Genomic DNA, 24,707 nt, shown 5'->3' with positions numbered 1-24,707 from the left:
CGGGCTCATCTTTGTCGCGCAAAGGCGCGGATGCGGACACTGGCGAAGCAAAAAAACCGACGCGACTGGCGTTGCTCGCCATCGGTCATTGGAAGTCAGTCGGTCGACGGGATGGCACTACGCGGATTGACTGCAGTGTTCGGTAATTGAGGAATCTGTTCTGCGCGCCATGGGCGTCGCGTTATGCTGCAGGTGCACGCACAACCGGCTGCGTGCGTCGCGAGCCGCAATCATGGACCCACATTCCGAACTCAAGCCTTACCAGTTGCAGTACCTGATTGCGGTCGCCGAACAAGGCAGCCTGCGGCAGGCGGCACAGACATTGGGTGTGTCGGCGTCGGCCGTCAGCAAGGGCATCAAGGAACTGGAAGACGTGGCCGGCGTCGCCCTTTTCGAACGACAGGCTCGCGGCTATCTGCTGTCGCCCGCCGGGCGCCTGCTACTGGCGCGGGCGCGCACCATCACGGCCGAAATGAGTGCCGCGCTGCGCGAACTCAACGGCTTGCAGGCCGACGTCATCACCGAGATGTCGATCGGCATTACGCCGTGGATCATCCACACGATCCTGCCCGCAGTGCTGCAGCGGTTTTCGGAGGTGCGCCCGGACGTGCGCCTGCGCATCCATGAAGTGCTGGGCACCGATTACCGCAGTCTGCGCGATGGAGGGATCGACGTGGCCATCGGGCTGTCGCCCGGGGACGAAGCGGCGAGCGAATTCGTCGTCCGCCCGCTGTTCTCCTATGAACAGGCCGTGGCCTGCCGCACGGGACACCCGTGCGCCAACGCGCGCACGTTGGAGAGCCTTTCGGGGCAGGGCTGGATACTGAGCCACAACCTGGAGCAGTACGGCTCGCCGTTCCGCGAATTCTTTGCCGCCAATTACAGCGAACTCAAACCGGGCGAGCGGCCAGCCACGCTGCATTTCACGCGCGCTGCGATGGCGGCCATGTACATCGTCGAGAACACCGACCTGTTGTCGATCCTGCCGTGGCCACTGGTGGAGGCGATGCGCAGCCGCTACCGCATTGCGGTGGTGCCGCTGCGCGACAAGATCATGGAGCGGCACACCAGCTTCATCACCCGCCGCAATACCGCATGCAATGGCGCCATCGGGCAGTTCGTCGACGTGCTGATGGCCGTGGTGCAGGAGGCGACCGAGCGGCGCGACGATGCGTGGTTGCGCATCTCGCGCGCGGTCGATCTGATTCGTCGCTGAAGCGCGCCCCTCAGTCCTGCAGAGACGAGAGGAACTGCCGCAACTCGGCCGTCTGCGGATTGCCGAACAACGCGTCCGGCGAGCCCATCTCGTGGACGCGCCCCTGATGCATGAAGATCACGCGGTCGGCCACCTTGCGCGCGAAATTCATCTCGTGCGTCACCATCAGCAGCGTCATGCCTTCGTTGGCGAGTGACTCGACTACGCGCAGGACTTCGCCGACAAGCTCGGGGTCGAGCGCGCTGGTGATCTCATCGCACAACAGCACCGCCGGGTCCATCGCCAGCGAACGCGCGATGGCCACGCGCTGTTGCTGCCCGCCGGAGAGCTGGTCGGGCATGGCGTCGAATTTCTCTGCCAGCCCCACACGCTCCAGCAACTGACGGGCGCGCGATTCGTTGTCCTTGGTGTTCTTCCGCTTTACCAGATGCGGAGCGAGCATCACGTTGCGGCCGACCGACAGGTGCGGAAAGAGATTGAAGCTCTGGAAGATCATGCCGACGCGCTGGCGCAGTTCGCGCATGGCCATTGCGCTCTCGTAGAGCAAGGGCTTGCCGTCGACGGTGAGCGAGCCTTCCTGGAACACTTCCAGCCCATTGATGCAGCGGAGCAGCGTGCTCTTGCCGGAGCCGCTCTTGCCGATGATGGCGATGACCTCGCCGCGCTTGACGTCGAGGTCGATGCCCTTGAGCACTTCATGCGTGCCGTAGGACTTGCGCAAGGCCGAGATGCGCACGATCGGCGCACCCACCTGCGTGTGCGGCGTGGCCAGCAGGCTGTCGTTGGCGGCGGGTTCAGCGATGGCCGACATTGAGTTTCCTTTCGAGGGAACGGGCGTAGAGAGAAACCGGGAAGCACAGCCCGAAGTAGAGCAATGCCACGCAGCCGTACACGAGCAAGGGCGCATACGTGACGTTGGCAATCATGCCGCCGGCCTTGGTCAGTTCGACGAAGCCGACCACCGAGGCCAGCGCCGTGCCTTTGATGAGTTGCACCAGAAAGCCGACCGTGGGCGGCACGGCGATGCGCACCGCCTGTGGCAGGATCACGTGCGTGAGCTGCTGGCCGAACGACAGCGCGAGGCTGCGTGAAGCCTCCCACTGTCCGCGCGGAATGGCTTCGACGCATCCGCGCCAGATGTCGGCCAGATAGGCCGACGCGTACAAGGTCAGGGCCAGGCCCGCCGACACCCACGCCGAGGTGTTGAAGCCCATCAGCGCCAGTCCGAAGTACAGCAGGAACAACTGCATCAGCAATGGCGTGCCCTGAAACAGTTGCACGTATCCCGCGATCAAGCGGTTGGGGGTTGGCCGTCCCATCAGGCGCACCACCAGCAGGGCGGCGCCGACAACACCGCCGCCGATGAACGCCACCAGCGACAGTGCGACTGTCCATCGCGCGGCCAGTAGCAGGTTGCGCACGATGTCCCACAGCGTAAATTCGATCATGGCGTCCTCGTCAGCGACCGAACAGGAAGCGCGCCCCGGCCCAGTTGAGCAGGCGACGCAGTGCGATGGCGAGCGCCAGATACATCAGCGTACCGATGATGTAGGCCTCGAACGCGCGGAAGTTGCGGCTTTGGATCAGGTTCGTGGCAAAGCTCAGTTCTTCGGTCGATATCTGGCCGCACACGGCCGAGCCCAGCATCACGATGGTGATCTGGCTCACCAGCGCGGGCCATACCTTCTTGAACGCCGGCGGCAGCACGATGTGGATGAAGGTCTGCGTGCGCGTCAGCGCCAGACTGAGCCCCGCTTCGATCTGGCCGCGCGGCGTGGCCTGAATGCCGGCGCGGATGATCTCGGTGGCATAGGCGCCGAGGTTGACCACCAGCGTCAGCATCGACGCGGTGAGCGGCGTCAGCTTTACCCCTGCGGCGGGCAGGCCGAAGAAGATGAAGAACAACTGCACGATGAAGGGCGTATTGCGGATGAGTTCGACATAGGTGCCGACCACCCAGCGCAACGCCAGCGGTCCATGCATGCGTGTCCACGCGCACAACACCGCGACGAGCATGCCCACGACGGTCGCCACCGCGGTGAGGCCGACGGTGAGTGCCGCGCCTCTGAGCAGCATGGGCCACTGCACGAGGATGGGAAGAAACTGAAGTTCGATATGCATGGAATATCAACCATGGCCGACGCGCGCCGGCATCAGTCGAACACGGGGAGCGAATGCGCTCCCCGCGCGCGGGGGTGAATCAGAGCGGCAGGTCGCCCGTGTCGCGCTTGAGCCACTTCTGCGACAGCTTGCTGAGTGAGCCGTCGGCCTTGGCGGCGAGGATGATCTCGTTGACCTTGGCGCGCAGCGCGTCCTCTCCCTTGGCGATACCGATGAAGCACGGGCTGTCACGCAGCAGCAGCTTGAATTCGGCACCCAGTTGCGGCTGCTTCTGAGACAGCACGCCGATGTTCGAGACGCTGGTGGCGATGACCTGGGTCTGGCCCGAGGCAAATGCAGCCGTGGTGGCGGCCTGGTCTTCGAAGCGCTTGACGATGACGGTGGGCGGTGCGAGCTGGGCGAGCATTTCGTCTTCCATCGCGCCGCGCGTGACCGCCACGGTCTTGCCCGACAGATCGGCGAAGCTCTTGATGTTCACGTCCTTGGTGGCGAACACGCCTTGGTAGAAGGGCGCATAGGCATGGCTGAAATCGATGACCTTGGCGCGCTCTTCGTTGCGGCCCAGCGTGGAGATGACCAGGTCGACCTTCTTCGTCTGCAGGTACGGAATGCGGTTGGCGCTGACCACGGGAACCAGTTCAACCTTGGCGCCGAGCTTGGTGGCGATGAGGGTCGCCATGTCGATGTCCAGGCCCTGCGGCTTCATGTCGAGACCGGCAAAACCGTAGGGTGGGTAATCGGTGGGGATGCCGATCTTGATGGTCTTGGACTTGGTGATGTTGTCCAGTGCGCTCTGGGCATGAGCCGGGGCCCAGGCCAGCGAGAGGACGGCCAGCCCGAGGGCGGCGAGAAAACTGCGCTTGGTGGTAGTCATCGACGGAGATCCTTCCGGTGTTGAACGAAACGAAAAAGTCCATGACGCTCCCCACTGTCGTGCAGTGGGAGGCGCGGCAGAGACGGGCACCCCGGGTTGGGGCGATGCTGCAAACTGTTGAGCACGTGAGCACTTTCCATACCAATGCTGGCCAGCGATTTCATGCGTTTGAGGTCGCGCAAAGCGCGCGATGCAAGAGGTCCACGCCATCGATCAGATCGACGCAATCCATCGCCTCGTGTGCGTTGTGAGAACCGTTGGCGTTGCGCACGAAGACCATTGCAGAAGGGATGCCGGCGTTGGCGAACACGGCCGCGTCGTGACCCGCGCCGCTCGGTATGCGTTCGACTGGTGCGCCGCGCGCGACGGCGGCCGCTTCGATGCGCGCAATCCAGGCCTCGTCCATGCGCGCGGGCGCCGATCGAATGCTCTCGTCGAACTCAAAGCGCACGCCACGCGCCTTTTCGACGGCGCGGCACTCGTCGAGCATCAGCGCGTGGAAGCGTTCGAGCGTGTCGGCGTCCTGGCTGCGGACTTCGAAGCTGAACTCCAGTTCGCCGGGAATCACCGAAACGGCGTGCGACTGCACCTGTGTAGTGCAGATGCCCGTAGTCATCACCAGATCCATGCCCATCTGCAGCAGTACGCGCCAGTGTTCATCCATGCGTGCGAGCAGGTCGGCCGTGGCAAGCACGGCGTCGTGGCGCAGCCAGCGCGGCACGGCGCCGGAGTGGCCGGTCTCGCCCACGCAACGGACGCGGGTGTAGCGCAGGTTTCCGCGGATGCCGGTGACGACTGCCGAAGGCCAGCCTCGCGCCACCATTACCGGGCCTTGTTCGATGTGGACTTCGAGCCAGGCCGCAATGTCGCCGGGCGCGACCAAGGCTTCGCCACGTGCGACGGCGTCAACATCTACGCCGCTGCGCGCCATCGCTTCGCCGAGCGTGCCGTGCCCACTGCGATGCCGGAGCGCGAGCGCGCTGGCGGGCAACTTGCCGAGCAGCGCAAGCGAACCGGTATAGGCCTTGCCGTACCACGCGCTCTCTTCAGCGCGCAGCGCCAGCACGCGCACAGGTGGCGCTGCCTGCGGCGCGTGGCGCAGGCGATCGAGCACCAGCATGCCGGCCACGACACCGGCCAGACCGTCGTAGTTGCCACCGAGCGGCACGGAGTCCAGGTGCGAGCCGATGACGACGGGCGCTTCGGTGCGCGCATCGTTCGGCAGGCGTATCCACACATTCTGGAAGCGGTCGCGCTCGGTCGTGAATCCGAGTGCGGCGGCGTGCGTTTCGATGGCCTGTGCCGCGCGTTCTTCACCTTCGCCGTAGCTCTCGCGCGTGATGCCTTCGCCTTCGCGCGTGAGGGCGGCGATATCGTCGATGATGGCTTGGGCCAGCGCTTCCTGTGATTTCAGTGGCGCCTTCATGCGCTCACCCCGCCGTGTTCCACCGACCAGCGCACGGGGTCGGCGCGGAAGGCTTCGAGTGTGCGGACTTCGCTCCCATTGAGTGCGCCGGAGGCGAGCAGTGCATCGTGCAGGTGCGCCCAGGTGCACAGCGCATGCATGGAGAGCGCGTGCTCGGTGAGCAATTCGCGGCTCTTGGGATAGATGGCGTAGTCAACGAGAACGAGGCAGTCGGCGATACGGGCGCCCGTGCCGCGCAACGATTCGGCCGCGGCAACCTTGGAGCGTGCGTCGGTGGTGACGTCGTCGACGTAGAGCAGTGCGGCGTCGTTCGGCAGGCGGCCTTCAAGACGCGCCGAGTTGCCCCAGCCCATCGGCCGCTTGCGCAGGTAGAGCAGCGGCAACGCGGTGCGCTCTGCGAGCCACGCCGCCGTGGCGATGCCAGAGCTTTCCGCACCGATGATGGCGTTGATGCCGCTTGCGGCAATGAGCGGTGCCAGGGCGTCGGCGGCGAGGTCCATGATCTCGCGACGAAGGCCGACGTCGGACATCAGCAATCGGGTGTCGATGTAGACCGGACTGGCCCAGCCGGAGGTGTAGATGAACGGTTGTGCGGTGGTGATGCGGATCGCATCGAGTGCGACGAGCACTTCGGCCACGCGTGCCGAACAGGTAGGGGGTAGAAAGGACTGCATGGGCGTTTCCATTGGCGGTCTTGTCAGGGTCATAGGGCGGTTGCGTGCGAATGCGGCGCGAGGAAGCGTTCTGTCAGGCGCACCCAGTAGCTCGCCGCAATGGGCAGGATGTCGTCGTTGAAGTCGTAATGCGGGCTATGCAATGAGCATCCTCCTTCGCCGCCTTCGCCATTGCCGATGATCACGTAGCAGCCGGGGCAGGCTTCGAGCATGAAAGAGAAGTCTTCGCTGCCGGTGAGCGGACGCATGTCTGCGATCAGCGCGTCGTCGCCGAAGCTCTCGCGGATCGTGTCGTGCGCAAAACGCGTCATCGCCGGGTCGTTCTTCAGCGCGGGGTAGCGCCATTGGTATTCGACGTGCGCCGTGGCACCGAACACCTGCGCCTGTTGATGGACGAGATCGGTGATGCGTTCGCGCAGCACGGCGCGCACGTCTGGCGAGTAGGCGCGCACAGACAGATCGATGTGCGCGGTTTCGGCGATGACGTTCGAGATGGTCCCGGCCTTCAGATAACCGGCGGTGACGACCGCCATTTCGCGCGGGTCGACGTTGCGCGCGACGATCGTCTGGAGCGCTACGACGATATGCGCGGCCACGACTGCTGCGTCCGTACAGCGATGCGGCATCGAGCCATGACCGCCACGCCCCTGCACGGTAATGCGCACCGTGTCGGACGACGACATGAAGGTGCCGGGGAGCAGGCCGAACTTGCCTGCCGGAAAGCCTGGCCAGTTGTGGAAGGCGAACACGGCGTCGCAGGGGAATTTGTCGAACAAGCCTTCCTGCACCATCCTGCGTGCGCCGCCGAGTCCCTCTTCGGCCGGCTGGAAGATGAGGTTCAGCGTGCCGTCGAAGTGGCTCTTCGTCGCAAGGTGGCGCGCTGCGGCAAGCAGCGCGGCGGTGTGTCCGTCGTGGCCGCAGGCGTGCATCTTTCCCGGACGGGTGCTGGCGTAGGGCAGGCCGGTTTCTTCGTGGATGGGCAGGGCATCCATGTCGGCGCGCAGACCGAGCCGGCGTGCACCGTTGCCGTGGGTCATGCGCCCAATGACACCCGTCCCCCCAAGTCCGCGATGCACCTCATACCCGAATGACTCCAGTTGTGCCGCGACCCAGGCGGACGTGTCGGTCTCTTCAAAAGCCAGTTCGGGATGGGCGTGCAGATGGTGGCGCATGGCGATGTTCTCATCGCGCAGTGCGAGGATGTCGGGGACCAGATGTGACTGCGTTGGCATGCGAGGCAGATTCCTGTGCGGATGACGGCGTTGACGCCGACGTCGCTCGACAGGGGAATTGCGAATCGCGTTCCAGCCCATGCATCCACGAGCCATTCCACGTGCCACGGGCTTGGCGCTCAGTACGTTGTCCGCCTATAAGCGCTTGTTTGTAATAAAGAAGAACGTTCTCTCAAACGCAGGTGAGCATTGGTTGACATGATGACTTTTGGTCAATCGAGCCAAGGGCGGCGCTGTTGTGGGGCCGCTGATCACCCGTTTGGGGCGGGCCGTGCGCCGGTGGGCATGCCGCAAACTAACGTTTGCTCACCGAGCAGTCGGTGGGTTGCACGAAATGCGCGGCGAGTAGTGACAAAAGACACGCGCGATAGGTTGTGCGCCAGTTGCGGCGCACCGCGCGTCGTGCGCATGATCGATGCACGAGAAGACAAATACCAATGCGCCCGTTGGAAGATGAGGCGCCGCACACATGAATGCTGATTCCGGTAGAGATGCCCAGTCCGGGGCGAACGCGCACTTCGCCAGCGCGCCGCGCGAGCGCGACGACAGTCTGTCCGCAGGCGCTCCGTCGCCTTGCGAAGCGCTCCGCGCGCGCATGCAGGCTCGTCTGCTGAAGCTGGCGCTAACGCCGATCCTGCTGATCGCCGTGGTGCTGGTCATCGCGGCCCTCGCGTGGATCTGGCCGCGCCCCTGACCCGCGCGGCGGACGATCAATCCGACGTGGGGCAGCGGGCGTAAGCAGGGGTCTTGGCCGCGGGCGCAGCTTGAGTCCGTACGGCACGCCACCAGCGTTCGCCGGTATGCGGTGCGAGTAGGTCGATACGTTCCCCCATCCGTGGCGTGGCGACCTCAACCGAATGTTCAGCGGCGATCTGCAGCACGCGTTCGAAGGGCTCGTACCAGGCGTGCATCGCCAGATCGAAGGTGCCGTTGTGGATCGGCAGCAACCAGCCTCCGCGCAGATCGATATGTGCCTGCACGGTTTCTTCGGGCTGCATGTGCACGTACGGCCAGTTGACGTTGTAGGCGCCGGTTTCCATCAGCGTGACGTCGAAGGGGCCGAAGACTTCGCCGATCCGGGCGAAGCCGTCGAAATAGCCGCTGTCCCCGCTGAAGAAGATGCGCATGCCGCCATCGTCGATCACCCATGACGCCCACAGCGTGCGGTTGCCGTCGCTCAGGCTGCGTCCGGAGAAGTGCTGCGCAGGCGTGGCGGTGAGCCGCAAGCCATTGATCTCGATTCCCTCCCACCAGTCGAACTGGTGCACCTTGTCGCGCGGCACGCCCCAATCGATGAGTCGGTCGCCCACGCCGAGCGGCGACAGAAAGATATCCGCACGATCCGCCAGCGCCTTGATGGCCGCGTAGTCGAGGTGATCGTAATGGTCGTGCGAAAGGATCACGCCCCTCAAACGCGGAAGCTCGTCGAGCGCGATGGGCGGTGCGTGAAAGCGCTTGGGCCCGAAGAACGGAATGGGTGAGGCGCGTTCAGCGAACACCGGATCGGTGATCCACCAGCCGCCGCGCAACTTCGTCAACAGTGTCGAGTGGCCGAGGCGATACAGACTGCGATCGGGCGCGGCGTCCAGTTCGGCTCTCGTGAGCGCATGCACAGGAATCGGTGCCGACGGAACCGTGAAGTCGGGCTTGTTGAAGAAGAAATCCCACATCACCTTGCCGCCCGGTTTGGGCGCGTTCGCCGGGCGGGGCGTGGTGTTGTGGAAGCGTCCGGCGGCCCATTGGGGCGAGTCGGGGTGCTCGCCGAGAGCGGCGCGCCGAAACAGGGGAAGGGGCATGGTTATCGATCCAGCTCGTTGATCGGTGGTGCCGCAGGCGCGCCGGGGGGGCGCACCTTTGCTTAGTGTGGGCGATCGTCCGTGAGTTCAAGATGCGCCACAACTGGATGCCGTCAGAGGCGCGCTTCCTGCATGTCCAGGCGTCGCACAGCGGCCATGCAGACGTCGTCCGAAATGATGCTCGCCCGCGCCAGCCGGAAGAGCTCCTCGCGTGAGGCCCGGATGGCGGCCAGGCGCATGACGGCTTCGATCCGGGCCTGTTCGCGCAGCAGCGCCGCGTCCACCTCTCCTTCGGTCGCGCCTTCGGCCTGCAGTGCGAGGCCGGCGATCAGACGATCGGCGACCGATGTGTACAACTGGGGATCGGCGTGGGGGTTGCTGCCAACGAGTTCGTGCAGGCTCTGTTCGATGGCCTTGGCCGCGGCACGGCGCGAGGCCTGGCTCGCCAGGTCTTCCTCGGCGTGGTTTTCGTTTTCGACCGGCACGCCCAGATCGCGCAGCAGGCGAGGCAGGCCAATGCTCGCCATCACCAGCGAGAGGATGATCACGCTGGCCGCGAGAAAGATCGCCAGATCGCGTGCCGGCAGGGGCAGGTCGTCGGCGGTCATCAGGGGCAGCGTCAGCACGCCGGCCAGTGTGATTGCGCCCCGTACGCCGGCGAGCGATACCGCCAGCGTGAGCCGGAGGGACGGCTCCGGCGCCGTCCTTCCGCGCCGCAGCGCAATGCGCCGGCCGACCCACAGCGAACCCCACACCCATGCGAATCGCAGTGCCGCCAGTGCGATGTTGATGGCCAGCGCGTAGGCCAGCAGAAGCCATGGGTTATGATGGCCGGTGGATTCCACCACCGCCACGGCGCCGCGGAATATCTGCGGCAATTGCTCGCCCAGCAGCACGAACATGATCCCGTTGAGTGCAAATTGCAGCGTGTTCCAGACAGCGACGCGCTGTACCCGCGTGGTGGCCAGCGCTCGGCCGGAAAGCTCGACGTAGCTCATCGTCACGCCAGCCGAAACGGCGGCGAGAATGCCCGAGGCGTGGATGTGTTCGGCCAGCCCGTAGGCACCGAACGGAATCAGCAGGTTGAGCAAGATCTGCGGGCCCGGCTCTTCGCCGTAGCGGTGCATGAAAAGGTCCTTGCCTTTTGCCACCGCCCAGGTGAAGACCGCACCGACGGCCAGTCCGGCGACCGCTACCCAGACGAACGACAACGCGGCCGATCCGAGTGAAAACGTCCCTGTGACGGCAGCGGCCACCGCGAAACGGAACGCCACCAGACCGCTGGCATCGTTCAGCAACGACTCGCCTTCGAGCACGTGCATGATGCGCTTGGGGATCGGCACGCGCGAAGTGATGGCCGACACGGCAACCGGATCGGTCGGCGAAATGATGGCGGCCAGCGCAAATGCCATGGGTAGCGGCATGGACGGGATCATCCAGTGGATGAAATAGCCCAGGCCCAATACCGTGAAGAACACCAGCCCGAAGGCCAGTTCGATGATCGACAGCTTGTCGCGCAGCAGGCCTTCCTTGGGGATGCGCCAGCCATCCAGGAAAAGCAGCGGTGGCAGGAAGAGCAGGAAGAACACCCCCGGCTGCAAGGACACGCCGTGATTGAATACCCCCGCGATCACCGCTCCCAACCCGATCTGTACGAGCGGAACGGGCAGTGGCCACGGCAGCATGCGAACGACCATGCTGCTGGCAACGACCGCCAGCAGCATGGCCAGCGCGATCTCTATGGCTTCCATGGGAAGCATCCAGATGGTGTCGGGAGGCAGACCATACCAAGCCGCGCGCAGCTCCGAAAGCCCGGCGGCTACGTCTGTGTGTGGGGAAATGGATGTCGGCCGCGATGGACCAGAGTGGCTGGTCCCTCCGACAGGAATCGAACCTGTATTTGCCGCTTAGGAGGCGGCCGTTCTATCCATTGAACTACGGCGGGAGGCCAAGCAACGGGCGGCGCAGCGTGATAACTCGCCGCAGCGTCCGAAACCGATGGAGGTACGAGCGCCCCGAGTCCGTCGCGAGGGCGCCAAGCCTATCACAAAAACGCACTCGACCAAGGCGGCAGCCGAGGCTTGGGCGCGAGCAACCGGGGCTGACATTGATGCGGGCGGGGGTGTTGCAGGATCGCTCACGCGCCGACTACGCGCGCCCGCGCACTTGCGTGGGGCGATTGCCGGCACGTGGTGCGTAAGCCGTCGACATGCGGTGAGATGAGGTCGCCCGGCACGGCGTTGCCGCGCCGGGCCTGGTCCATGGGCCGCCGTTCCTGCCGCGTCAGGACAATGTCAGGCGGGCCAGGCGACGGTCGCGGACCGTGCGTGCCGCGCAGGCATGGCAGATCCGCGCCCGGATGCCTCAATGGCGGACTTATTGAGGTATGACGCGTGCCGACTCGCCGTTGCCTTGTACGAAGACGTTCTGCCCTACGCGCAGGCCCAGATCGGTCGGTTGGGTGACCTCGACGAGGACGCCGCTACCCAGCCGCACGAATATCTGCTGGCCCGAAATCGGGGTCTCGAAACGGCGTTGAGCTTCGGCGCCAGCCATGGTGCCGCCGATCGCGCCGGCAACCATGGCGACGTCACGCCCGGTGCCGCTGCCGATCAGACTGCCGAGGCCGACGCCGGCGATGCCGCCGACCACGGCGCCCACACCCATGTGCTGCGAACTCTGAATCTGCGTCGGCGTGATCTGCTCGATCACGCCCTTGCGGATCATCAGTTGATCCGGTTGAGGTCCCGGCGCCGCGCATGCGGTCACCACGAGCGCCACCAGCGGGGCGGCAAAACGAGAACGGAAGCTGATCGCCATTTGCATCTCCCTTGCACGACGTTGAGAGGAATGCGATTCCCGGCCCCATGCCGGGAGACCGCCCACGGACGCTGAGTCGTAATGGAGTCTAGTAGGTGAAAACGCACAAATCATGAAATGGGCGCGATTGGGCAGTCGTAGAAATGCGGGGTGCCGGCGGGGCCGTTGTCGCGCGCGTGGCCCTGTCTAGCGAGGCGAGGAGGCCGGGAAGAACATGCCACGACGGTTGTGGTGTTCCCGGGTATGGACATTCGCGGGATTCGATCCTTGCATCGGAAGGCGTCGCGGCGACGACGAAGCACGACAACGGCATGGCATGCGACGGGGGCGTGTGTGGCAGTGCTGGCGTATCGAAACGGCCAGACCCGACCCCGGCCGTCGCGTTGTTGTCGCAGGGCAGCAAAAGAGGCTTGACCGGCTCTGTCCGCGAAACGAGTCTGCCCGCAAGAGACCGCTGCAGCATTTGGCGCTGTTCTCTTCATGACCGTCGCGGCCATTCGGGAAGGGCGAGTCTTCCGTGGTCTGGCGCCGGCCGCCCAGCGCCGACTGACGTTGCCCGCAAAGCGGTGGGCGTCCTTGGTGGGCGGGCGCCGATCAGATAAAATCCCGCTTTGCGCGAATCGCCAGCGAAATCAGTATGTCACTGATTTCACATAAGGATCTTCGGCTTCAATCCGCTACCTTATGCCGTTTGCGCCCGCAACCCCGATCTACCCAAGATGCGCATTCTCCTGAGTAACGACGACGGATATTTTGCCCCCGGCATCGAAGCGCTGGCGCTCGAATTGTCGAAGGTGGCCGACATTACCGTCGTAGCGCCCGAGCGCGACCGCAGCGGTGCAAGCAATTCGCTGACGCTCGATCGCCCGCTGCAATTGCGACAGGCGCCCAACGGCTTTTATTACGTGAACGGCACGCCTACCGACTGCGTCCACCTGGCGGTGACGGGCATGCTCGATCACCAGCCGGACATGGTGGTGTCGGGCGTGAACCATGGCGCCAACATGGGTGATGACACGATCTACTCAGGCACTGTGGCGGCCGCGACCGAAGGGCATCTGCTTGGCGTGCCGTCGATTGCCGTATCGCTGGTGGGACGCAACGCTTCCCGCTTCGAAACGGCTGCCGTGGTGGCCCGCCAATTGGTGGAGCGCTTCATGGCGCAGCCGCTGGACGAGCCGTGGCTGCTGAACGTCAATGTCCCCGATGTGCCCTTGCAGGAGGTCAAAGGCTTCCAGACCACCCGCCTGGGGCGCCGTCATCGCGCTGAACCGGTCGTGCGGGACCGGAATCCTCGCGGGGAGACCATTTTCTGGGTCGGTGCGGCCGGGCCCGCGCAGGACGCCGGCGATGGTACCGATTTCCATGCCGTGGCCGATGGCTACGTATCGGTGACGCCGCTACAGATCGACCTCACACAGGTGGCTCGCATCGGCCACGTTACCCGCTGGCTGTCACGATGATGACCAAATTGCAAGGTTCGGGCATGACCTCGGCCCGCACACGGACCCGGATGATCGAGCGCTTGCGCGAGCAGGGTATCCGCGACGAGCAAGTGCTTTCCGCGATGCATCAGGTGCCGCGCCACGCGTTCGTCGAAGAGGCGCTGGCCTCGCGCGCCTATGAAGACACCGCGTTGCCGCTGGGCTTCCAGCAAACCATATCGCAACCTTTCGTCGTCGCCCGCATGATCGAACTGCTCGCTGCCGGCGGGCGAGCGCTGGGCAAGACGCTGGAGGTCGGCGCCGGCTGTGGCTATCAGGCCGCCGTGCTGTCCTACATGGCGTCCGACGTCTATGCGGTCGAACGCATCGCCAAGCTGCTCGCCAAGGCGCGAGAGAACCTTCGGCCGCTGCGTCTGCCCAATGTTCGACTCAAGCATGCCGATGGCAGCGTCGGCTTGCCCGAAGTGGCGCCTTTCGATTCGATCATCCTTGCGGCGGCGTCTGCTTCGGTGCCGCATGCGCTGTTGCAGCAACTGGCGCCGGGTGGGCGCCTGGTGATGCCGCTGGGCAACGCGGACCAGGTGATCCTGCTGGTCGAAAAGAATGCCAACGGTACGGTGCGTGAAACGCGTCTGGATGCGGTACGGTTCGTACCGCTCCTGCCTGGAACGGAATGAACGGAAAAGCATGAATCTCGACAGCCTGAATATCGTGCGCGGCGCATCGCGCTTGTGGGTGCCGATTGTCTTGGCGGGCCTTCTGGCCGCCTGCGCCAGCTCGGCGCCGAAGGCTCCGGTCGAAACTCGCGGCCCTGGGGGAGTCGCCGCAGCGAGTACCGCTGTCACGCCGCCCGTGGTGCCGCCGACGGCTCGCCCCGGTTACCACATCGTCAAGCGCGGCGAGACGCTCTACAGCATCGCGCGCGAATACGGACAGACGTTCGCCGACGTGGCGGCCTGGAATAATCTGTCGAATGCGGCTGTCATCGAGGTTGGCCAGGAATTGCGCATCACGCCGCCCGACAGCAGCAACGTCAATGTCGTGAAAGCGCCGAGCATCGAGGTGCGTCCCATCGAGGGGATGTCCTCGACGCCGGCACCCGCCGGATCGCCTTCCGTCGCGACGCCGGACGCCTCGACCAAGTCGACGCCGCGCGGTGGTCGAGTGGCATATTCGCAGCAGGCGTGGAACGATGTTCAGACGGGGACGCCGCCGTTGCCCGCTCCATCGGTGGCGCCGGCCGTACCGGCTGTCGCCGCGCCTGCATCGGTGGCGGGCGCTCCTTCGGCAGCGGCCACCAAGGCGGATGAGCCGCCCGCGACGGCCTCGGGCGACGACGGGATTGAATGGATGTGGCCCGCGACGGGCAAGGTCGTCGCCACCTTCAACGACACGACCAACAAGGGTGTCGATATTGCGGGCTCGGCGGGACAGCCGATCATGGCCGCAGGGGCAGGTACGGTGCTTTATGTCGGTTCGAGCTTGCGCGGTTACGGAAACCTCGTCATCATCAGGCACAACAACGCCTTTCTGAGTGCGTACGCGCACAACAAGGAAATTCTCGTAAAAGAAGGGCAGACGGTTCAGAAGGGCCAGAAGATCGCGTCGATGGGTGACAGCGATGCCGATCGGGTAATGTTGCATTTCGAGATCCGCCGGCAGGGCAAACCTGTCGATCCTACGAAGTACTTACCCCAACGCTGAGGGCTTGTATGTTCGATCCGGCTTTCCTCGATGATGCGGAAGACAAAGAACCGGATCTGCCCCCGGAACTGGAAGCGTTCGCGGAAACGCGGCCAGCCGTCCCCGAAAACGAATTCCTCAATGACGTTACGCAGATCTACCTGAACGAGATCGGCGTCAATCCACTGCTCACCGCCGAAGAAGAAGCCGCCCTTGCACGTCGTGTGCGCAAGGGCGATTTCGAGGCCCGCCAGAAGATGATCGAGCGCAACCTGCGCCTGGTCGTCAACATCGCCAAGCATTACCTCAACCGTGGCATTCCGCTGCTCGACCTGGTCGAAGAGGGCAACCTTGGCCTGATGCATGCGCTGGAAAAGTTCGATCCCGAACGGGGTTTCCGTTTTTCGACCTACGCCACATGGTGGATCCGGCAGAACATCGAACGCGCGATCATGAATCAGTCGCGCACGATCCGGCTACCGGTGCATGTGGTGAAAGAACTGAATCAGGTTCTGCGTGCGCAGCGCCAACTGGAGGCACGCAGCGGCGCGACCACCAATATCGAATCGATTGCCGAGCGCCTGCAGCGTCCGGTGGATGAGGTCCGCGCGATCCTCGCGCTGAACGAGCACACCGCTTCGCTCGATGCGCCGCTGGACATCGATCCGAATCTTTCAATCGGCGAGTCGCTTGCCGACGACCAGGCAGAAAGCCCGGAAACATCCATTCATACCAATGAGGTCGAAACCCTTATCCGGGAATGGATCTCGCAATTGACTGACAAGCAGCGCCTCGTTATCCAGTACCGTTATGGCCTGGACGATGTCGAGGTCCAGACACTCGAAGACCTGGCCGCCCAGTTGGGTCTCACCCGCGAGCGCGTGCGCCAGATTCAACTCGAAGCGCTGGCGCAACTGCGGCGCATCCTCAAGCGACGCGGAGTCTCACGGGACGTGCTGCTGTAAGCGTTGCCCCGCGATGACGCACTGATTACGCCAGGCCGGACGCGCGGCGACGCGCCCTCCGGCTGCCCCGCCTTTCACCTCTATCCCTCTCACACCTTGGGCGAAGCTGTCTCAGCAGCGGGTCCGCTTTCGGATTCGCGTGAGGGCACCGGGCTGGTGGGGAGCTTTTCTGAGCCCGGCGCGGCGGACGGCGTCGGCGCGCCCGCAGGCGTTCGCGCGTGGTTCCACCACAAGGTTGCAGCCATGCAGGCGGCCAGCGCCGCAGAAGCGGCCAGGCGCCACGGGCGTGTGCTGTCACGTTTTGCGTAGCCGGCATCTTCGATGGCTCGGGCGACATGACGCGACGTGACAGTCCGCGTGTTGTCGGCGAATGCTGCCATCAGGCTCTTGTCGGCGAGGATGTTGACGCGCCGGGTCAGGCCGCGCGATGCGCGTGCAAGCCGTCGAAGGGGCGCGCCCGTAAACAGGTCGGGGCCGCGATACCCGGCGGTGTGCAATCGCGAGCGCAGGTAGTCGGCAGTGTCGCGGAGATCCAGTGGGGCCAACCGGAAACTATGCGTGATGCGCTCGGCCAGCGACCGCATGTCGCGCCGGGTCAGCAGGGCGTCCAGTTCGGGTTGGCCGAACAGCACAATCTGCAGCAGCTTGTGCGTGGACGATTCGAGGTTCGAGAGCAGGCGCACCAGTTCGAGCGAGGCAGGAGGCATGGCGTGCGCCTCGTCCACGATCAGCACCACGCGGGATTGCGCTGCGTAAAGTGCGATGAGCTTCTGCTCGATCAGGCGAAGCGGGGCAGGCGTGTCGTGTGCGCCTTCGCCCAGTTCGAGCAGGATCACCTGCTGCAATTCGTCCGGTGCCAGGCTCGGGTTGGCCAGATAGATGGTCTTGACCTGTTCAGGCAGCCGCTCGATCAGCATTCGGCACAGCATGGTCTTGCCGACGCCTACCTCGCCGGTGACGCGGACGATGCCTTCTTCATGCGTCACGGCGAAGACCAGCGCATCCAGTATTGCCTCTCGCTGCGCACCGCCGAAGAAATATCCGGTATGCGGCGTGATGCGGAACGGGGGTTCGTTCAGCCCGAAATGGTCGAGATACATAGATAGCGCAGTCGCAGTCGTTGCCGTTCCGTATCGGTCGAATGGGGTGCCGGCCGTAGGTATTCCGGCCGCATTCCCGTCCCGGAGCATAGCGCGATCGGGCGAGTGCGGCGCGTTCGGACAGCTTGTTCAGAAAATTCGACTTTAGTGTTCCGCCAAAAGCGGCTGTCCGCGCATGTTTGCCTCATGAAGTCGGTCTATGAGGCATGCTAAAATCCGCAATTGTCCAAGAAAACCATACTCATTTGACGATCGAATCCTGCCCTGTGCAAAGTCCGGATGCACCCTTGGTGCGTCTGCGCGATGTGCAGTTTTCGTATGGACCTCGCCAGGTGCTGCGCGGTGTCGACCTCGACATTCCCCGCGGCAAGGTCGTGGCCATCATGGGGGGCTCCGGCAGCGGCAAGACGACCTTGCTGCGCATGATCGGCGGCCAACTGCGGCCCCGGAGCGGCGAGGTGCGCGTGTGCGACAGCCTGGTGCCCGAGCTCGGGCGCAGGGATCTGTACGCGCTGCGCCGTCGCATGGGCATGCTGTTCCAGTTTGGCGCGTTGTTCACCGATGCTTCGGTGTATGACAACGTGGCCTTCCCGATGCGGGAACATACCGATCTGCCCGAGTCCATCATCCACGACCTGGTGATGATGAAGCTCCATGCCGTTGGCCTGCGTGGCGCGGCCCGCCTCAAGGTACCGGAACTCTCCGGCGGTATGGCACGGCGCGTGGCGCTGGCGCGCACCGTGGCGCTCGACCCCCAGTTGATCATGTACGACGAACCCTTCACCGGGCTCGATCCGATCTCGCTTGGTGTCATCGGCCAACTGATCCGCCGGCTCAACGACGCACTCGGTGCGAGCTCGATCGTCGTGACGCACGACATCCAGGAATCGCTGCAGATCGTCGATTACATTTATTTCCTGTCCGAAGGACGGGTGGTCGCCCAAGGTACGCCGGACGAGATCCGCGCTTCGACCGATCCGTGGGTTCACCAGTTCGTGTGGGCCGAGGCGGACGGCCCGGTGCCGTTCCAGTACCCGGTATCCAAGCCGTATGCCGAATCGCTGTTGGGGGATGCGCATGTTTGAACTGGTGGGCGCGGGCTTTCGCGCCATCGGCAGCCGGGTGGTCAACGGCATCTGGCGCATCGGCTTCTGCGCGCGCTTTTTCGGCACGCTGCTGATCCTGTCGGGGACGTCGTTCCGGCGCCCGCGCCTGACGATTCGCGAGATCTACTTCTCGGGCGCGCTGTCGCTGATCATCATCCTCGTATCGGGCCTCTTCGTCGGCATGGTGCTTGGGCTGCAAGGCTACGACACGCTCCAGCGTTTCGGTGCCGCCGACGCGCTGGGTCCGTTTGTTGCGCTGTCGCTGCTGCGCGAGCTGGGGCCGGTGGTGGCCGGGCTGCTGTTCGCCAGCCGTGCAGGTTCGGCGATCACCGCCGAAATCGGTCTGATGAAAGCCACCGAACAGCTATCGGCCATGGAAATGATGGCGGTGAACCCGATCGCCCGCGTGGTGGCGCCACGCTTCTGGGGCGGGGTGATCTCGATGCCGCTGCTGGCCGCGCTATTCTCGGCCATGGGCATCCTGGGCGGCTACATCGTCGGGGTGATCGCCATCGGCGGCGACAGTGGCACGTTCTGGTCGCAGATGCAGGCTTCGGTGGATTTCCACCACGACGTGATCAACGGCGTCATCAAGAGCTTCGTCTTTGGCGTGGCGGTGTCGCTGATTTCGGTATTCGAAGGTTTTGACGCCCAGCCGACGGCTGCCGGCGTTTCGCGCGCTACGACGCGCACCGTGGTCATTTCATCGCTGGCCGTGCTGGCGCTGGATTTTGTCCTGACCTCTCTCATGCTCAGAGGCTGAAATAATGAATCGTTCCATCATCGACCTGTGGGTCGGTATTTTCGTGACGCTGGGTCTGCTCGCGCTGCTGTTCCTGTCGCTGCGGGTCGGCAATATCAATGGCTCCCAGTTGTATCAACCGTACGAACTGAAAGCCGACTTCGACAACATCGGCGGGCTCAAGGTGCGCGCCCCGGTACGCAGCGCCGGCGTCGTGGTGGGTCGCGTGGAGTCTATCGCGCTGGACAAGAGCACGTTCCAGGCCGTGGTGACGATGAAGATCGATGGTCGCTATGTATTCCCGCGCGACACCTTTGCCACCATCAATACATCGGGCCTGCTCGGCGAGCAGTACGTGGGCTTTGACCCGGGCGGCGATCCCCAGGATCTGAAGGCCGGCGACGTGATCAAGAAAACGCAATCGGCGGTGGTGCTCGAAAAGCTCATCAGCCAGTTCATGTTCAGCAAGGCCGAAGAAGGCTCATCCAAGTAAAAAATGACGGTGAAGGCTCGCCCGATGCAACGACTCACGACGTTTCTGGCCGCCGGTCTGCTGGTGGCCCTGACCGGTTGTGCCACGACCGGAAGCAACCCGAGGGACCCGTTCGAGCCCTTCAACCGGGACATGTACAACTTCAACTCGTCGCTGGACAGAACGTTCATCAAACCGGTGGCCGAGGCTTACGTGGATGTGACGCCGCGTCCGGCGCGGGTGAATGTCTCGAACTTCTTCGGTAACCTCGCCGACATCTGGATCGGCGTGAATAACCTCCTGCAGGGCAAGCCGGGCGATGCGGCAAGTGACCTCGGGCGCGTGGTGGTCAATTCCACGGTCGGCATTCTTGGCTTCTTCGATATCGCTTCGGAAATCGGCCTGGACAAGCACGACGAAGACTTCGGCCAGACGCTCGGCGTCTGGGGCGTGGGCGATGGCCCGTTTCTGGTGCTGCCGCTGTTCGGCCCGCGAACCACGCGCGACGCGTTCGGTCTCATTCCTGACACGTATGCCGCGCTGCCGGGCTACATCGACGACATTCCGACCCGCAACATCGTACGCGGCGTAGGTTTCGTGAGCCTCCGCGCCGATTTGCTCGGAACCGAGACCACCTTGTCCGAAGCCGCGCTGGATGAATACTCCTTTGTCCGCGATTTCTACCTGCGCCGCCGGGCCAACCTGATCCGTGACGGCAGGCGGGTGCGCGACGACGACGCCATGACTACGCCTCCGGTGCTGCTGGCTGCGAGCACGGGCTACCTGACCACGCGCCGCCTCGCGCTGGTCGAACTGGACCGCCAGTTCGCCACGCCGGCCGCCGAGTGACCATTTTCAGAAAAGGAATAAACGCATGTTTCGATTTCTCCGCTACGCCGCCCTGGCCCTCGCTGTCGTCGCCGCGCCTGCCTTCGCGCAGGAAGCGCCGGACGCCCTGATCAAGCGGGTCACCGGTGAAGTCATCGATATCATCAAGAACGACAAGGCCATCCAGTCCGGCGACACGCGTCGCGCAGTCGAATTGATCGAGCAGAAAGTGCTGCCGAATTTCGATTTTCAGCGCATGACCGCGCTGGCAGCAGGCCGTGAATGGCGCAACGCAACGCCGGACCAGAAAACCCAGTTGGCCCGCGAGTTCCAGACCCTCCTGGTGCGCAGCTATTCGAACGCGCTCACGCAATACAAGAACCAGACCATCGACTTCAAGCCGCTGCGCATGCAGGCGTCCGACACCGAAGTCACCGTGCGCACTGAAGTCCGCCAGCCGGGCGCCAAGCCGATCGGCATCGACTACGATCTCGAAAAGATCGACGGCGGCTGGAAGGTCTTCGACGTGATCGTCGCCGAAGTGAGCCTGGTCACCAACTACCGTGATACTTTCGCGCAGGAGATCAAGGCGGGCGGCATCGACGGCCTGATCAAGTCGCTGCGCACCAAGAACGAACAACTGGCCGCCAAGCAGGGCGACGCCGGCAAGAAATAAGGCACGATGATCCTTGAACGCGACGGTGTCCTCGTCATCGAAGGCGCCATGACTACCGATACCGCCAACCTGCTGTTGCAGCACGGTGAGCCCCTGGTGACGGCGGCGGATCGTACGCTCGATCTGTCCGCCGTCGGCGAGGTGGACTCTTCGGCACTGGCGCTGGTGTTGGCCTACATGCGCGCCGCGCGCAAGGCGGGCCGGCGTTTCAGCGTCATCAACGCCCCGCAGACCTTCCTCAGCCTCGCTGCGCTCTACGACGTGAGCGAGGTGTTGCTGCTGCCTTCAGCCACCGTCGAGGCCGGTGCCTCTCATGCTGTCTGAAGTATCCGGCCCGGCGATCCGGGTCGAAGGCGCGGTCAAGCGCTACGGTGACCTGACCGCGCTGGCCGGCGTCGGCCTTGAAATCCACCAGGGCGAGTTCTTCGGACTGCTCGGCCCCAACGGCGCGGGCAAGACGACGCTCATCTCCTCGCTTGCTGGCTTGAATCGCCTCACTCAAGGGCGTATTTCGGTGCTCGGGAGCGATGTGGTCGACGACTACCGCGAAGCGCGCCGCAAGCTCGGTATCGTCCCGCAGGAGTTGGTCTTCGACCCGTTCTTCACGGTGCGCGAAATGCTGCGTATCCAGTCCGGCTACTTCGGGCTGCGCCGCAACGACGACTGGATCGACGAACTGCTCGCCAGCCTCGATCTCACCACCAAGGCCGATGCCAATATGCGCGCGCTCTCCGGGGGCATGAAGCGTCGGGTATTGGTGGCACAGGCGCTGGTGCACCGTCCGCCGGTCATCGTGCTGGACGAGCCCACCGCCGGCGTCGACGTCGAACTGCGCCAGGGCTTGTGGCATTTCATCCGCAAGCTCAACGCCGATGGTCACACCATCGTGTTGACCACGCACTATCTTGAAGAGGCCGAAACCCTCTGCAACCGCATCGCCATGCTCAAGGCAGGGCGAATCATTGCGCTCGATACCACCGCCAACATTCTTGCCCGCGTGAGCACACGCACACTGCGCGTCCAGGTCAGCGCTGGCGGTACGCTGCCGCAGGAACTGGCAACGCGCCTCATGCGGCAGGACGGCAACCTGATGACTTTTGGTTTCGACAACTACGAGCAGATCGAGCCGATGCTGCGCAGCCTGCGCGAAGCCGGCTACGTGCTGGCGGACATCGAAGTCGCCAAGCCCGATCTCGAACAAGCCTTTGTCGATATGCTGCGCAGGGGCTGACATGAACGCTTTTCCGACCCTGCTCTATAAAGAGATGCTGCGTTTCTGGAAGGTCGCCTTCCAGACCGTGGCCGCACCCGTGCTGACGGCCGTGCTGTATCTGCTGATCTTCTCGCACGCCTTGTCCGGCCGCGTGCAGGTGTACGAAGGGGTCAGCTACACGAGCTTCTTGATCCCCGGGCTGGTGATGATGTCGGTGCTGCAGAATGCATTCGCCAACAGTTCGTCGTCGCTCATCCAGAGCAAGATCACCGGCAACATCGTCTTCGTGCTACTGCCGCCGATCTCGTACCGTGAGTTCTACTTTGCCTACGTGATCGCATCGGTGGTGCGCGGCACCGTGGTCGGCGTCGGCGTCTGGCTGGCGTCGTTGCCCTTTGCCCTGACCCCTATCGCGTATCCGCTGTGGGTCATCGGTTTCGTGCTGCTCGGCGGCGCGATTCTCGGCACGCTGGGTATCATCGCCGGCATCTGGGCGGACAAGTTCGACCAGCTTGCAGCGTTCCAGAACTTCCTGATCATGCCGCTGACCATGCTCTCAGGCGTGTTCTATTCCATTCATTCGCTGCCGGAATTCTGGCAGCGGGTCTCGCATCTGAACCCGTTTTTCTTCATGATTGACGGTTTCCGCTACGGCTTCTTCGGGACTTCGGACGTCTCGCCCTGGTTGAGCCTCGCCATCGTTGGCGCGGCGACGGTGGCGTTGGCCTGTCTGTGCCTGATGATGCTGCGGCGCGGCTACAAACTCAGAGGGTAGGGCGCAGCGCGCCCGTCGCATCCACACATGTTCCAGGCAACAGAAATCAAACGTCTCATCGAGCAGGGGCTGTCCTGCGAATTCGTCGCGATCGAAGGCGACGACGGCGTTCACTTTACCGGCATCGTCGTCAGCGCGAGCTTCGACGGCAAGCCACGCGTGCGTCAGCATCAGGCCGTGTACGCCACGCTGGGGCCCCTGATGGGCAATGAAATCCACGCCCTGCAACTCAACACTTTTACGCCCGCTCAATGGGCGCAGTTCCAGCAAGGGAACTAACACATCATGGACAAGCTTCACATCACCGGCGGCAATCGTCTGCAAGGCGAAATCGCCATTTCCGGCGCCAAGAACGCGGCGCTACCGATCCTGTGTGCGGCGCTGCTCACGCGCGACCCGGTCACCATCACCAACGTGCCCGACCTGAAGGACACCCGCACGCTGCTCGAACTCCTCGGCACCATGGGCGTCAAGACCAAGGTCGAAGGCGACACCGTGCATCTGGACGCGAGCGAAATCACGGCGCCTTACGCGTCGTACGAGCTCGTCAAGACCATGCGCGCCTCGGTGCTGGTGCTCGGCCCACTGACTGCCCGCTGTGGCGAAGCCAAGGTCAGCCTGCCCGGCGGCTGCGGCATCGGTGCGCGCCCGGTCGATCAGCACATCAAGGGACTGCAGGCGATGGGTGCGGAAGTGCGCGTCGAACACGGCTACATGCTGGCGACCGCCAAGCGCCTGAAGGGCGCTCGCATCGTGACCGACATGGTCACCGTCACCGGCACCGAAAACCTGCTGATGGCCGCGTGCCTGGCGGACGGCGAAACCGTCATCGAAAACGCAGCGCGCGAGCCCGAAGTCGTCGATCTGGCCAATTGCCTGATCGCCATGGGCGCACAGATCTCCGGCGCCGGTACCGACATCATCCGCGTGCGCGGCGTTGAACGCCTGCACGGTGCCACGCATTCGGTCATGCCCGACCGCATCGAGACCGGCACCTACCTGTGCGCCGCAGCCGTCACCGGCGGCAATGTGCGTCTGACGCATACCTCCTCGGCGTACCTGGATGCCGTCATCGACAAGCTCATGGACGCCGGCTGCGAAATCGGCATCGAGCGCGACGCCATCCGCCTGCAGGCGCCGGCGCGCCTCAACTCGGTAAGCATCCGCACCGCACCGTACCCGGCATTCCCGACCGACATGCAGGCGCAGTTCATGGCCATCAATTCCGTGGCCAACGGTACGGCGACGATTCGCGAGACGATTTTTGAGAACCGCTACATGCACGCGGTCGAACTGCAACGCCTGGGGGCGGACATCAGCATCGACGGCAACATGGCCGTGGTGCGCGGCGTGGAGCGCCTGCAGTGCGCAACCGTCATGGCGACCGACCTGCGCGCTTCTGCGAGCCTGGTCATCGCGGCGCTGGTGGCGGAAGGCGAGAGCACCATCGACCGCATCTATCACCTCGACCGCGGCTACGAAAAACTCGAAGCCAAGCTCGCCGCGCTGGGCGCGCAGGTGCGCCGCGGCCGCGGCAACTGAT

Annotated in this window: 27 protein-coding genes and 1 tRNA gene; 16 read left to right on the top strand and 12 right to left on the bottom strand. The window is 64.1% G+C overall.

The features are described from left to right. The first annotated feature begins 232 nt into the window (after window positions 1–232). On the top strand, window positions 233–1,216 hold the full coding sequence (locus tag ACDA63_RS02935; protein ID WP_373661676.1) for a LysR family transcriptional regulator: 984 nt from the start codon (window positions 233–235) through the stop codon (window positions 1,214–1,216). Between the two features lie 10 nt (window positions 1,217–1,226). On the opposite strand, the gene ACDA63_RS02930 is transcribed toward ACDA63_RS02935, so the two are convergent. The 7 genes from ACDA63_RS02930 to ACDA63_RS02900 form a co-directional block, all read right to left on the bottom strand. Beyond that, on the bottom strand, window positions 1,227–2,027 hold the full coding sequence (locus tag ACDA63_RS02930; protein WP_373661675.1) for an amino acid ABC transporter ATP-binding protein: 801 nt from the start codon (window positions 2,025–2,027) through the stop codon (window positions 1,227–1,229). After that, window positions 2,011–2,664 (bottom strand): amino acid ABC transporter permease, encoded by a 654-nt coding sequence (locus ACDA63_RS02925; RefSeq protein WP_373661674.1) that lies wholly within the window; start codon window positions 2,662–2,664, stop codon window positions 2,011–2,013. Before ACDA63_RS02925 ends, ACDA63_RS02930 begins: the two co-directional genes overlap by 17 nt. Window positions 2,665–2,674: 10 nt before the next feature. Next, entirely contained in the window at window positions 2,675–3,337 is a 663-nt protein-coding gene (locus tag ACDA63_RS02920; protein ID WP_373661673.1) for an amino acid ABC transporter permease, read from the bottom strand. A 79-nt stretch (window positions 3,338–3,416) separates the two neighbouring features. After that, window positions 3,417–4,211: a transporter substrate-binding domain-containing protein gene (locus ACDA63_RS02915; RefSeq protein ID WP_373661671.1), complete on the bottom strand. Its 795-nt coding sequence runs from the start codon at window positions 4,209–4,211 to the stop codon at window positions 3,417–3,419. 160 nt (window positions 4,212–4,371) lie between these two features. Beyond that, window positions 4,372–5,637 carry a hydantoinase/carbamoylase family amidase gene (locus ACDA63_RS02910; protein ID WP_373661670.1) on the bottom strand — a complete coding sequence of 422 codons (1,266 nt, stop codon included), beginning with the start codon at window positions 5,635–5,637 and terminating at the stop codon, window positions 4,372–4,374. Further along, window positions 5,634–6,311: an orotate phosphoribosyltransferase gene (locus ACDA63_RS02905; RefSeq protein WP_373661668.1), complete on the bottom strand. Its 678-nt coding sequence runs from the start codon at window positions 6,309–6,311 to the stop codon at window positions 5,634–5,636. The genes ACDA63_RS02910 and ACDA63_RS02905 overlap by 4 nt, the downstream gene beginning before the upstream one ends. Window positions 6,312–6,340: 29 nt before the next feature. Continuing rightward, window positions 6,341–7,543 (bottom strand): M20 aminoacylase family protein, encoded by a 1,203-nt coding sequence (locus ACDA63_RS02900; protein WP_373661667.1) that lies wholly within the window; start codon window positions 7,541–7,543, stop codon window positions 6,341–6,343. Between the two features lie 469 nt (window positions 7,544–8,012). On the opposite strand from ACDA63_RS02900, the gene ACDA63_RS02895 reads away from it, so the two are divergent. Beyond that, complete coding sequence (locus ACDA63_RS02895; protein ID WP_373661665.1) at window positions 8,013–8,237, top strand: hypothetical protein; 225 nt, start codon at window positions 8,013–8,015, stop codon at window positions 8,235–8,237. 16 nt (window positions 8,238–8,253) lie between these two features. Here the strand turns inward: ACDA63_RS02895 and ACDA63_RS02890 are convergent, their stop codons facing one another. The 4 genes from ACDA63_RS02890 to ACDA63_RS02875 all read right to left on the bottom strand — a co-directional run bounded on the left by ACDA63_RS02890 (window position 8,254) and on the right by ACDA63_RS02875 (window position 12,159). Further along, window positions 8,254–9,339, bottom strand: a complete 1,086-nt coding sequence (locus ACDA63_RS02890) for an MBL fold metallo-hydrolase (protein WP_373661664.1) — start codon at window positions 9,337–9,339, stop codon at window positions 8,254–8,256. Window positions 9,340–9,452: 113 nt separating this feature from the next. Next, entirely contained in the window at window positions 9,453–11,090 is a 1,638-nt protein-coding gene (locus ACDA63_RS02885) for a Na+/H+ antiporter (RefSeq protein WP_373661663.1), read from the bottom strand. A gap of 119 nt (window positions 11,091–11,209) precedes the next feature. Then, window positions 11,210–11,284, bottom strand: a tRNA-Arg gene (locus tag ACDA63_RS02880). A gap of 431 nt (window positions 11,285–11,715) precedes the next feature. After that, window positions 11,716–12,159, bottom strand: coding sequence for a glycine zipper 2TM domain-containing protein (locus ACDA63_RS02875; RefSeq protein ID WP_373661662.1), 444 nt, complete (start codon window positions 12,157–12,159; stop codon window positions 11,716–11,718). Between the two features lie 719 nt (window positions 12,160–12,878). Between ACDA63_RS02875 and surE the strand changes: the two genes are divergently transcribed. The 4 genes from surE to rpoS are packed head-to-tail and all read left to right on the top strand — an operon-like array spanning window position 12,879 to window position 16,252. Continuing rightward, a complete protein-coding gene (gene surE, locus ACDA63_RS02870) occupies window positions 12,879–13,622 on the top strand; it encodes a 5'/3'-nucleotidase SurE (RefSeq protein ID WP_373661661.1) in 744 nt (247 codons plus the stop codon). Continuing rightward, on the top strand, window positions 13,619–14,281 hold the full coding sequence (locus ACDA63_RS02865; protein ID WP_373661660.1) for a protein-L-isoaspartate(D-aspartate) O-methyltransferase: 663 nt from the start codon (window positions 13,619–13,621) through the stop codon (window positions 14,279–14,281). Before surE ends, ACDA63_RS02865 begins: the two co-directional genes overlap by 4 nt. Before the next feature lie 10 nt (window positions 14,282–14,291). After that, a complete protein-coding gene (locus ACDA63_RS02860) occupies window positions 14,292–15,308 on the top strand; it encodes a peptidoglycan DD-metalloendopeptidase family protein (protein ID WP_373661659.1) in 1,017 nt (338 codons plus the stop codon). 8 nt (window positions 15,309–15,316) lie between these two features. Next, window positions 15,317–16,252, top strand: a complete 936-nt coding sequence (rpoS, locus tag ACDA63_RS02855) for an RNA polymerase sigma factor RpoS (RefSeq protein ID WP_373661658.1) — start codon at window positions 15,317–15,319, stop codon at window positions 16,250–16,252. 89 nt (window positions 16,253–16,341) lie between these two features. On the opposite strand, the gene ACDA63_RS02850 is transcribed toward rpoS, so the two are convergent. Further along, entirely contained in the window at window positions 16,342–17,352 is a 1,011-nt protein-coding gene (locus tag ACDA63_RS02850; RefSeq protein ID WP_373661657.1) for an ExeA family protein, read from the bottom strand. A gap of 287 nt (window positions 17,353–17,639) precedes the next feature. Here ACDA63_RS02850 and ACDA63_RS02845 point away from each other — a divergent pair, with 287 nt between their 5' ends. From ACDA63_RS02845 to murA, 10 genes are read left to right on the top strand one after another with little or no spacing between them, the layout of a single operon-like run. Next, window positions 17,640–18,437: an ABC transporter ATP-binding protein gene (locus tag ACDA63_RS02845; protein WP_373661656.1), complete on the top strand. Its 798-nt coding sequence runs from the start codon at window positions 17,640–17,642 to the stop codon at window positions 18,435–18,437. Then, a complete protein-coding gene (gene mlaE / locus ACDA63_RS02840; protein WP_373661655.1) occupies window positions 18,430–19,221 on the top strand; it encodes a lipid asymmetry maintenance ABC transporter permease subunit MlaE in 792 nt (263 codons plus the stop codon). The genes ACDA63_RS02845 and mlaE overlap by 8 nt, the downstream gene beginning before the upstream one ends. A 4-nt stretch (window positions 19,222–19,225) precedes the next feature. After that, the gene (gene mlaD / locus ACDA63_RS02835; RefSeq protein WP_373661654.1) at window positions 19,226–19,693 is read left to right on the top strand and encodes an outer membrane lipid asymmetry maintenance protein MlaD; all 468 of its coding nucleotides are present in this window, start codon (window positions 19,226–19,228) and stop codon (window positions 19,691–19,693) included. Window positions 19,694–19,717: 24 nt separating this feature from the next. Continuing rightward, window positions 19,718–20,521 carry a VacJ family lipoprotein gene (locus tag ACDA63_RS02830; protein WP_373661653.1) on the top strand — a complete coding sequence of 268 codons (804 nt, stop codon included), beginning with the start codon at window positions 19,718–19,720 and terminating at the stop codon, window positions 20,519–20,521. 25 nt (window positions 20,522–20,546) lie between these two features. After that, window positions 20,547–21,176, top strand: a complete 630-nt coding sequence (locus tag ACDA63_RS02825) for a phospholipid-binding protein MlaC (protein WP_373661652.1) — start codon at window positions 20,547–20,549, stop codon at window positions 21,174–21,176. Window positions 21,177–21,182: 6 nt separating this feature from the next. Further along, window positions 21,183–21,500, top strand: a complete 318-nt coding sequence (locus ACDA63_RS02820) for a lipid asymmetry maintenance protein MlaB (RefSeq protein WP_373661651.1) — start codon at window positions 21,183–21,185, stop codon at window positions 21,498–21,500. Beyond that, complete coding sequence (locus tag ACDA63_RS02815; RefSeq protein WP_373661650.1) at window positions 21,490–22,407, top strand: ABC transporter ATP-binding protein; 918 nt, start codon at window positions 21,490–21,492, stop codon at window positions 22,405–22,407. The genes ACDA63_RS02820 and ACDA63_RS02815 overlap by 11 nt, the downstream gene beginning before the upstream one ends. A 1-nt stretch (window position 22,408) precedes the next feature. Continuing rightward, window positions 22,409–23,164 carry an ABC transporter permease gene (locus ACDA63_RS02810; RefSeq protein ID WP_373661649.1) on the top strand — a complete coding sequence of 252 codons (756 nt, stop codon included), beginning with the start codon at window positions 22,409–22,411 and terminating at the stop codon, window positions 23,162–23,164. Between the two features lie 27 nt (window positions 23,165–23,191). Then, window positions 23,192–23,443 carry a BolA family protein gene (locus ACDA63_RS02805; RefSeq protein ID WP_373661648.1) on the top strand — a complete coding sequence of 84 codons (252 nt, stop codon included), beginning with the start codon at window positions 23,192–23,194 and terminating at the stop codon, window positions 23,441–23,443. Window positions 23,444–23,449: 6 nt separating this feature from the next. Beyond that, window positions 23,450–24,706, top strand: coding sequence for a UDP-N-acetylglucosamine 1-carboxyvinyltransferase (murA, locus tag ACDA63_RS02800; protein WP_373661647.1), 1,257 nt, complete (start codon window positions 23,450–23,452; stop codon window positions 24,704–24,706). The last annotated feature ends 1 nt before the right edge of the window (window position 24,707 follow it).

The sequence above is a fragment of the Uliginosibacterium sp. sgz301328 genome, assembly GCF_041807905.1.
Taxonomy (GTDB): domain Bacteria; phylum Pseudomonadota; class Gammaproteobacteria; order Burkholderiales; family Rhodocyclaceae; genus JBGVSA01.
The sequence above is the reverse complement of the archived record's forward strand: the minus strand, read 5'-3'. Positions and strand labels throughout refer to the sequence as shown.

Excerpts from the sequence above, each read along its gene's own strand:
- ACDA63_RS02830 (WP_373661653.1), top strand. The coding sequence starts at position 19,718 with ATGCAACGACTCACGACGTTTCTGGCCGCCGGTCTGCTGGTGGCCCTG.
- ACDA63_RS02890 (WP_373661664.1), bottom strand. The coding sequence starts at position 9,339 with ATGCCCCTTCCCCTGTTTCGGCGCGCCGCTCTCGGCGAGCACCCCGAC.
- ACDA63_RS02915 (WP_373661671.1), bottom strand. The coding sequence starts at position 4,211 with ATGACTACCACCAAGCGCAGTTTTCTCGCCGCCCTCGGGCTGGCCGTC.
- ACDA63_RS02905 (WP_373661668.1), bottom strand. The coding sequence starts at position 6,311 with ATGCAGTCCTTTCTACCCCCTACCTGTTCGGCACGCGTGGCCGAAGTG.
- ACDA63_RS02885 (WP_373661663.1), bottom strand. The coding sequence starts at position 11,090 with ATGGAAGCCATAGAGATCGCGCTGGCCATGCTGCTGGCGGTCGTTGCC.
- ACDA63_RS02820 (WP_373661651.1), top strand. The coding sequence starts at position 21,183 with ATGATCCTTGAACGCGACGGTGTCCTCGTCATCGAAGGCGCCATGACT.
- ACDA63_RS02810 (WP_373661649.1), top strand. The coding sequence starts at position 22,409 with ATGAACGCTTTTCCGACCCTGCTCTATAAAGAGATGCTGCGTTTCTGG.
- rpoS (WP_373661658.1), top strand. The coding sequence starts at position 15,317 with ATGTTCGATCCGGCTTTCCTCGATGATGCGGAAGACAAAGAACCGGAT.
- ACDA63_RS02920 (WP_373661673.1), bottom strand. The coding sequence starts at position 3,337 with ATGCATATCGAACTTCAGTTTCTTCCCATCCTCGTGCAGTGGCCCATG.
- ACDA63_RS02865 (WP_373661660.1), top strand. The coding sequence starts at position 13,619 with ATGATGACCAAATTGCAAGGTTCGGGCATGACCTCGGCCCGCACACGG.
- ACDA63_RS02815 (WP_373661650.1), top strand. The coding sequence starts at position 21,490 with ATGCTGTCTGAAGTATCCGGCCCGGCGATCCGGGTCGAAGGCGCGGTC.
- surE (WP_373661661.1), top strand. The coding sequence starts at position 12,879 with ATGCGCATTCTCCTGAGTAACGACGACGGATATTTTGCCCCCGGCATC.
- mlaE (WP_373661655.1), top strand. The coding sequence starts at position 18,430 with ATGTTTGAACTGGTGGGCGCGGGCTTTCGCGCCATCGGCAGCCGGGTG.
- ACDA63_RS02860 (WP_373661659.1), top strand. The coding sequence starts at position 14,292 with ATGAATCTCGACAGCCTGAATATCGTGCGCGGCGCATCGCGCTTGTGG.
- ACDA63_RS02805 (WP_373661648.1), top strand. The coding sequence starts at position 23,192 with ATGTTCCAGGCAACAGAAATCAAACGTCTCATCGAGCAGGGGCTGTCC.
- ACDA63_RS02900 (WP_373661667.1), bottom strand. The coding sequence starts at position 7,543 with ATGCCAACGCAGTCACATCTGGTCCCCGACATCCTCGCACTGCGCGAT.
- ACDA63_RS02930 (WP_373661675.1), bottom strand. The coding sequence starts at position 2,027 with ATGTCGGCCATCGCTGAACCCGCCGCCAACGACAGCCTGCTGGCCACG.
- mlaD (WP_373661654.1), top strand. The coding sequence starts at position 19,226 with ATGAATCGTTCCATCATCGACCTGTGGGTCGGTATTTTCGTGACGCTG.
- ACDA63_RS02875 (WP_373661662.1), bottom strand. The coding sequence starts at position 12,159 with ATGGCGATCAGCTTCCGTTCTCGTTTTGCCGCCCCGCTGGTGGCGCTC.
- ACDA63_RS02825 (WP_373661652.1), top strand. The coding sequence starts at position 20,547 with ATGTTTCGATTTCTCCGCTACGCCGCCCTGGCCCTCGCTGTCGTCGCC.
- ACDA63_RS02910 (WP_373661670.1), bottom strand. The coding sequence starts at position 5,637 with ATGAAGGCGCCACTGAAATCACAGGAAGCGCTGGCCCAAGCCATCATC.
- ACDA63_RS02925 (WP_373661674.1), bottom strand. The coding sequence starts at position 2,664 with ATGATCGAATTTACGCTGTGGGACATCGTGCGCAACCTGCTACTGGCC.
- ACDA63_RS02850 (WP_373661657.1), bottom strand. The coding sequence starts at position 17,352 with ATGTATCTCGACCATTTCGGGCTGAACGAACCCCCGTTCCGCATCACG.
- ACDA63_RS02895 (WP_373661665.1), top strand. The coding sequence starts at position 8,013 with ATGAATGCTGATTCCGGTAGAGATGCCCAGTCCGGGGCGAACGCGCAC.
- ACDA63_RS02935 (WP_373661676.1), top strand. The coding sequence starts at position 233 with ATGGACCCACATTCCGAACTCAAGCCTTACCAGTTGCAGTACCTGATT.
- murA (WP_373661647.1), top strand. The coding sequence starts at position 23,450 with ATGGACAAGCTTCACATCACCGGCGGCAATCGTCTGCAAGGCGAAATC.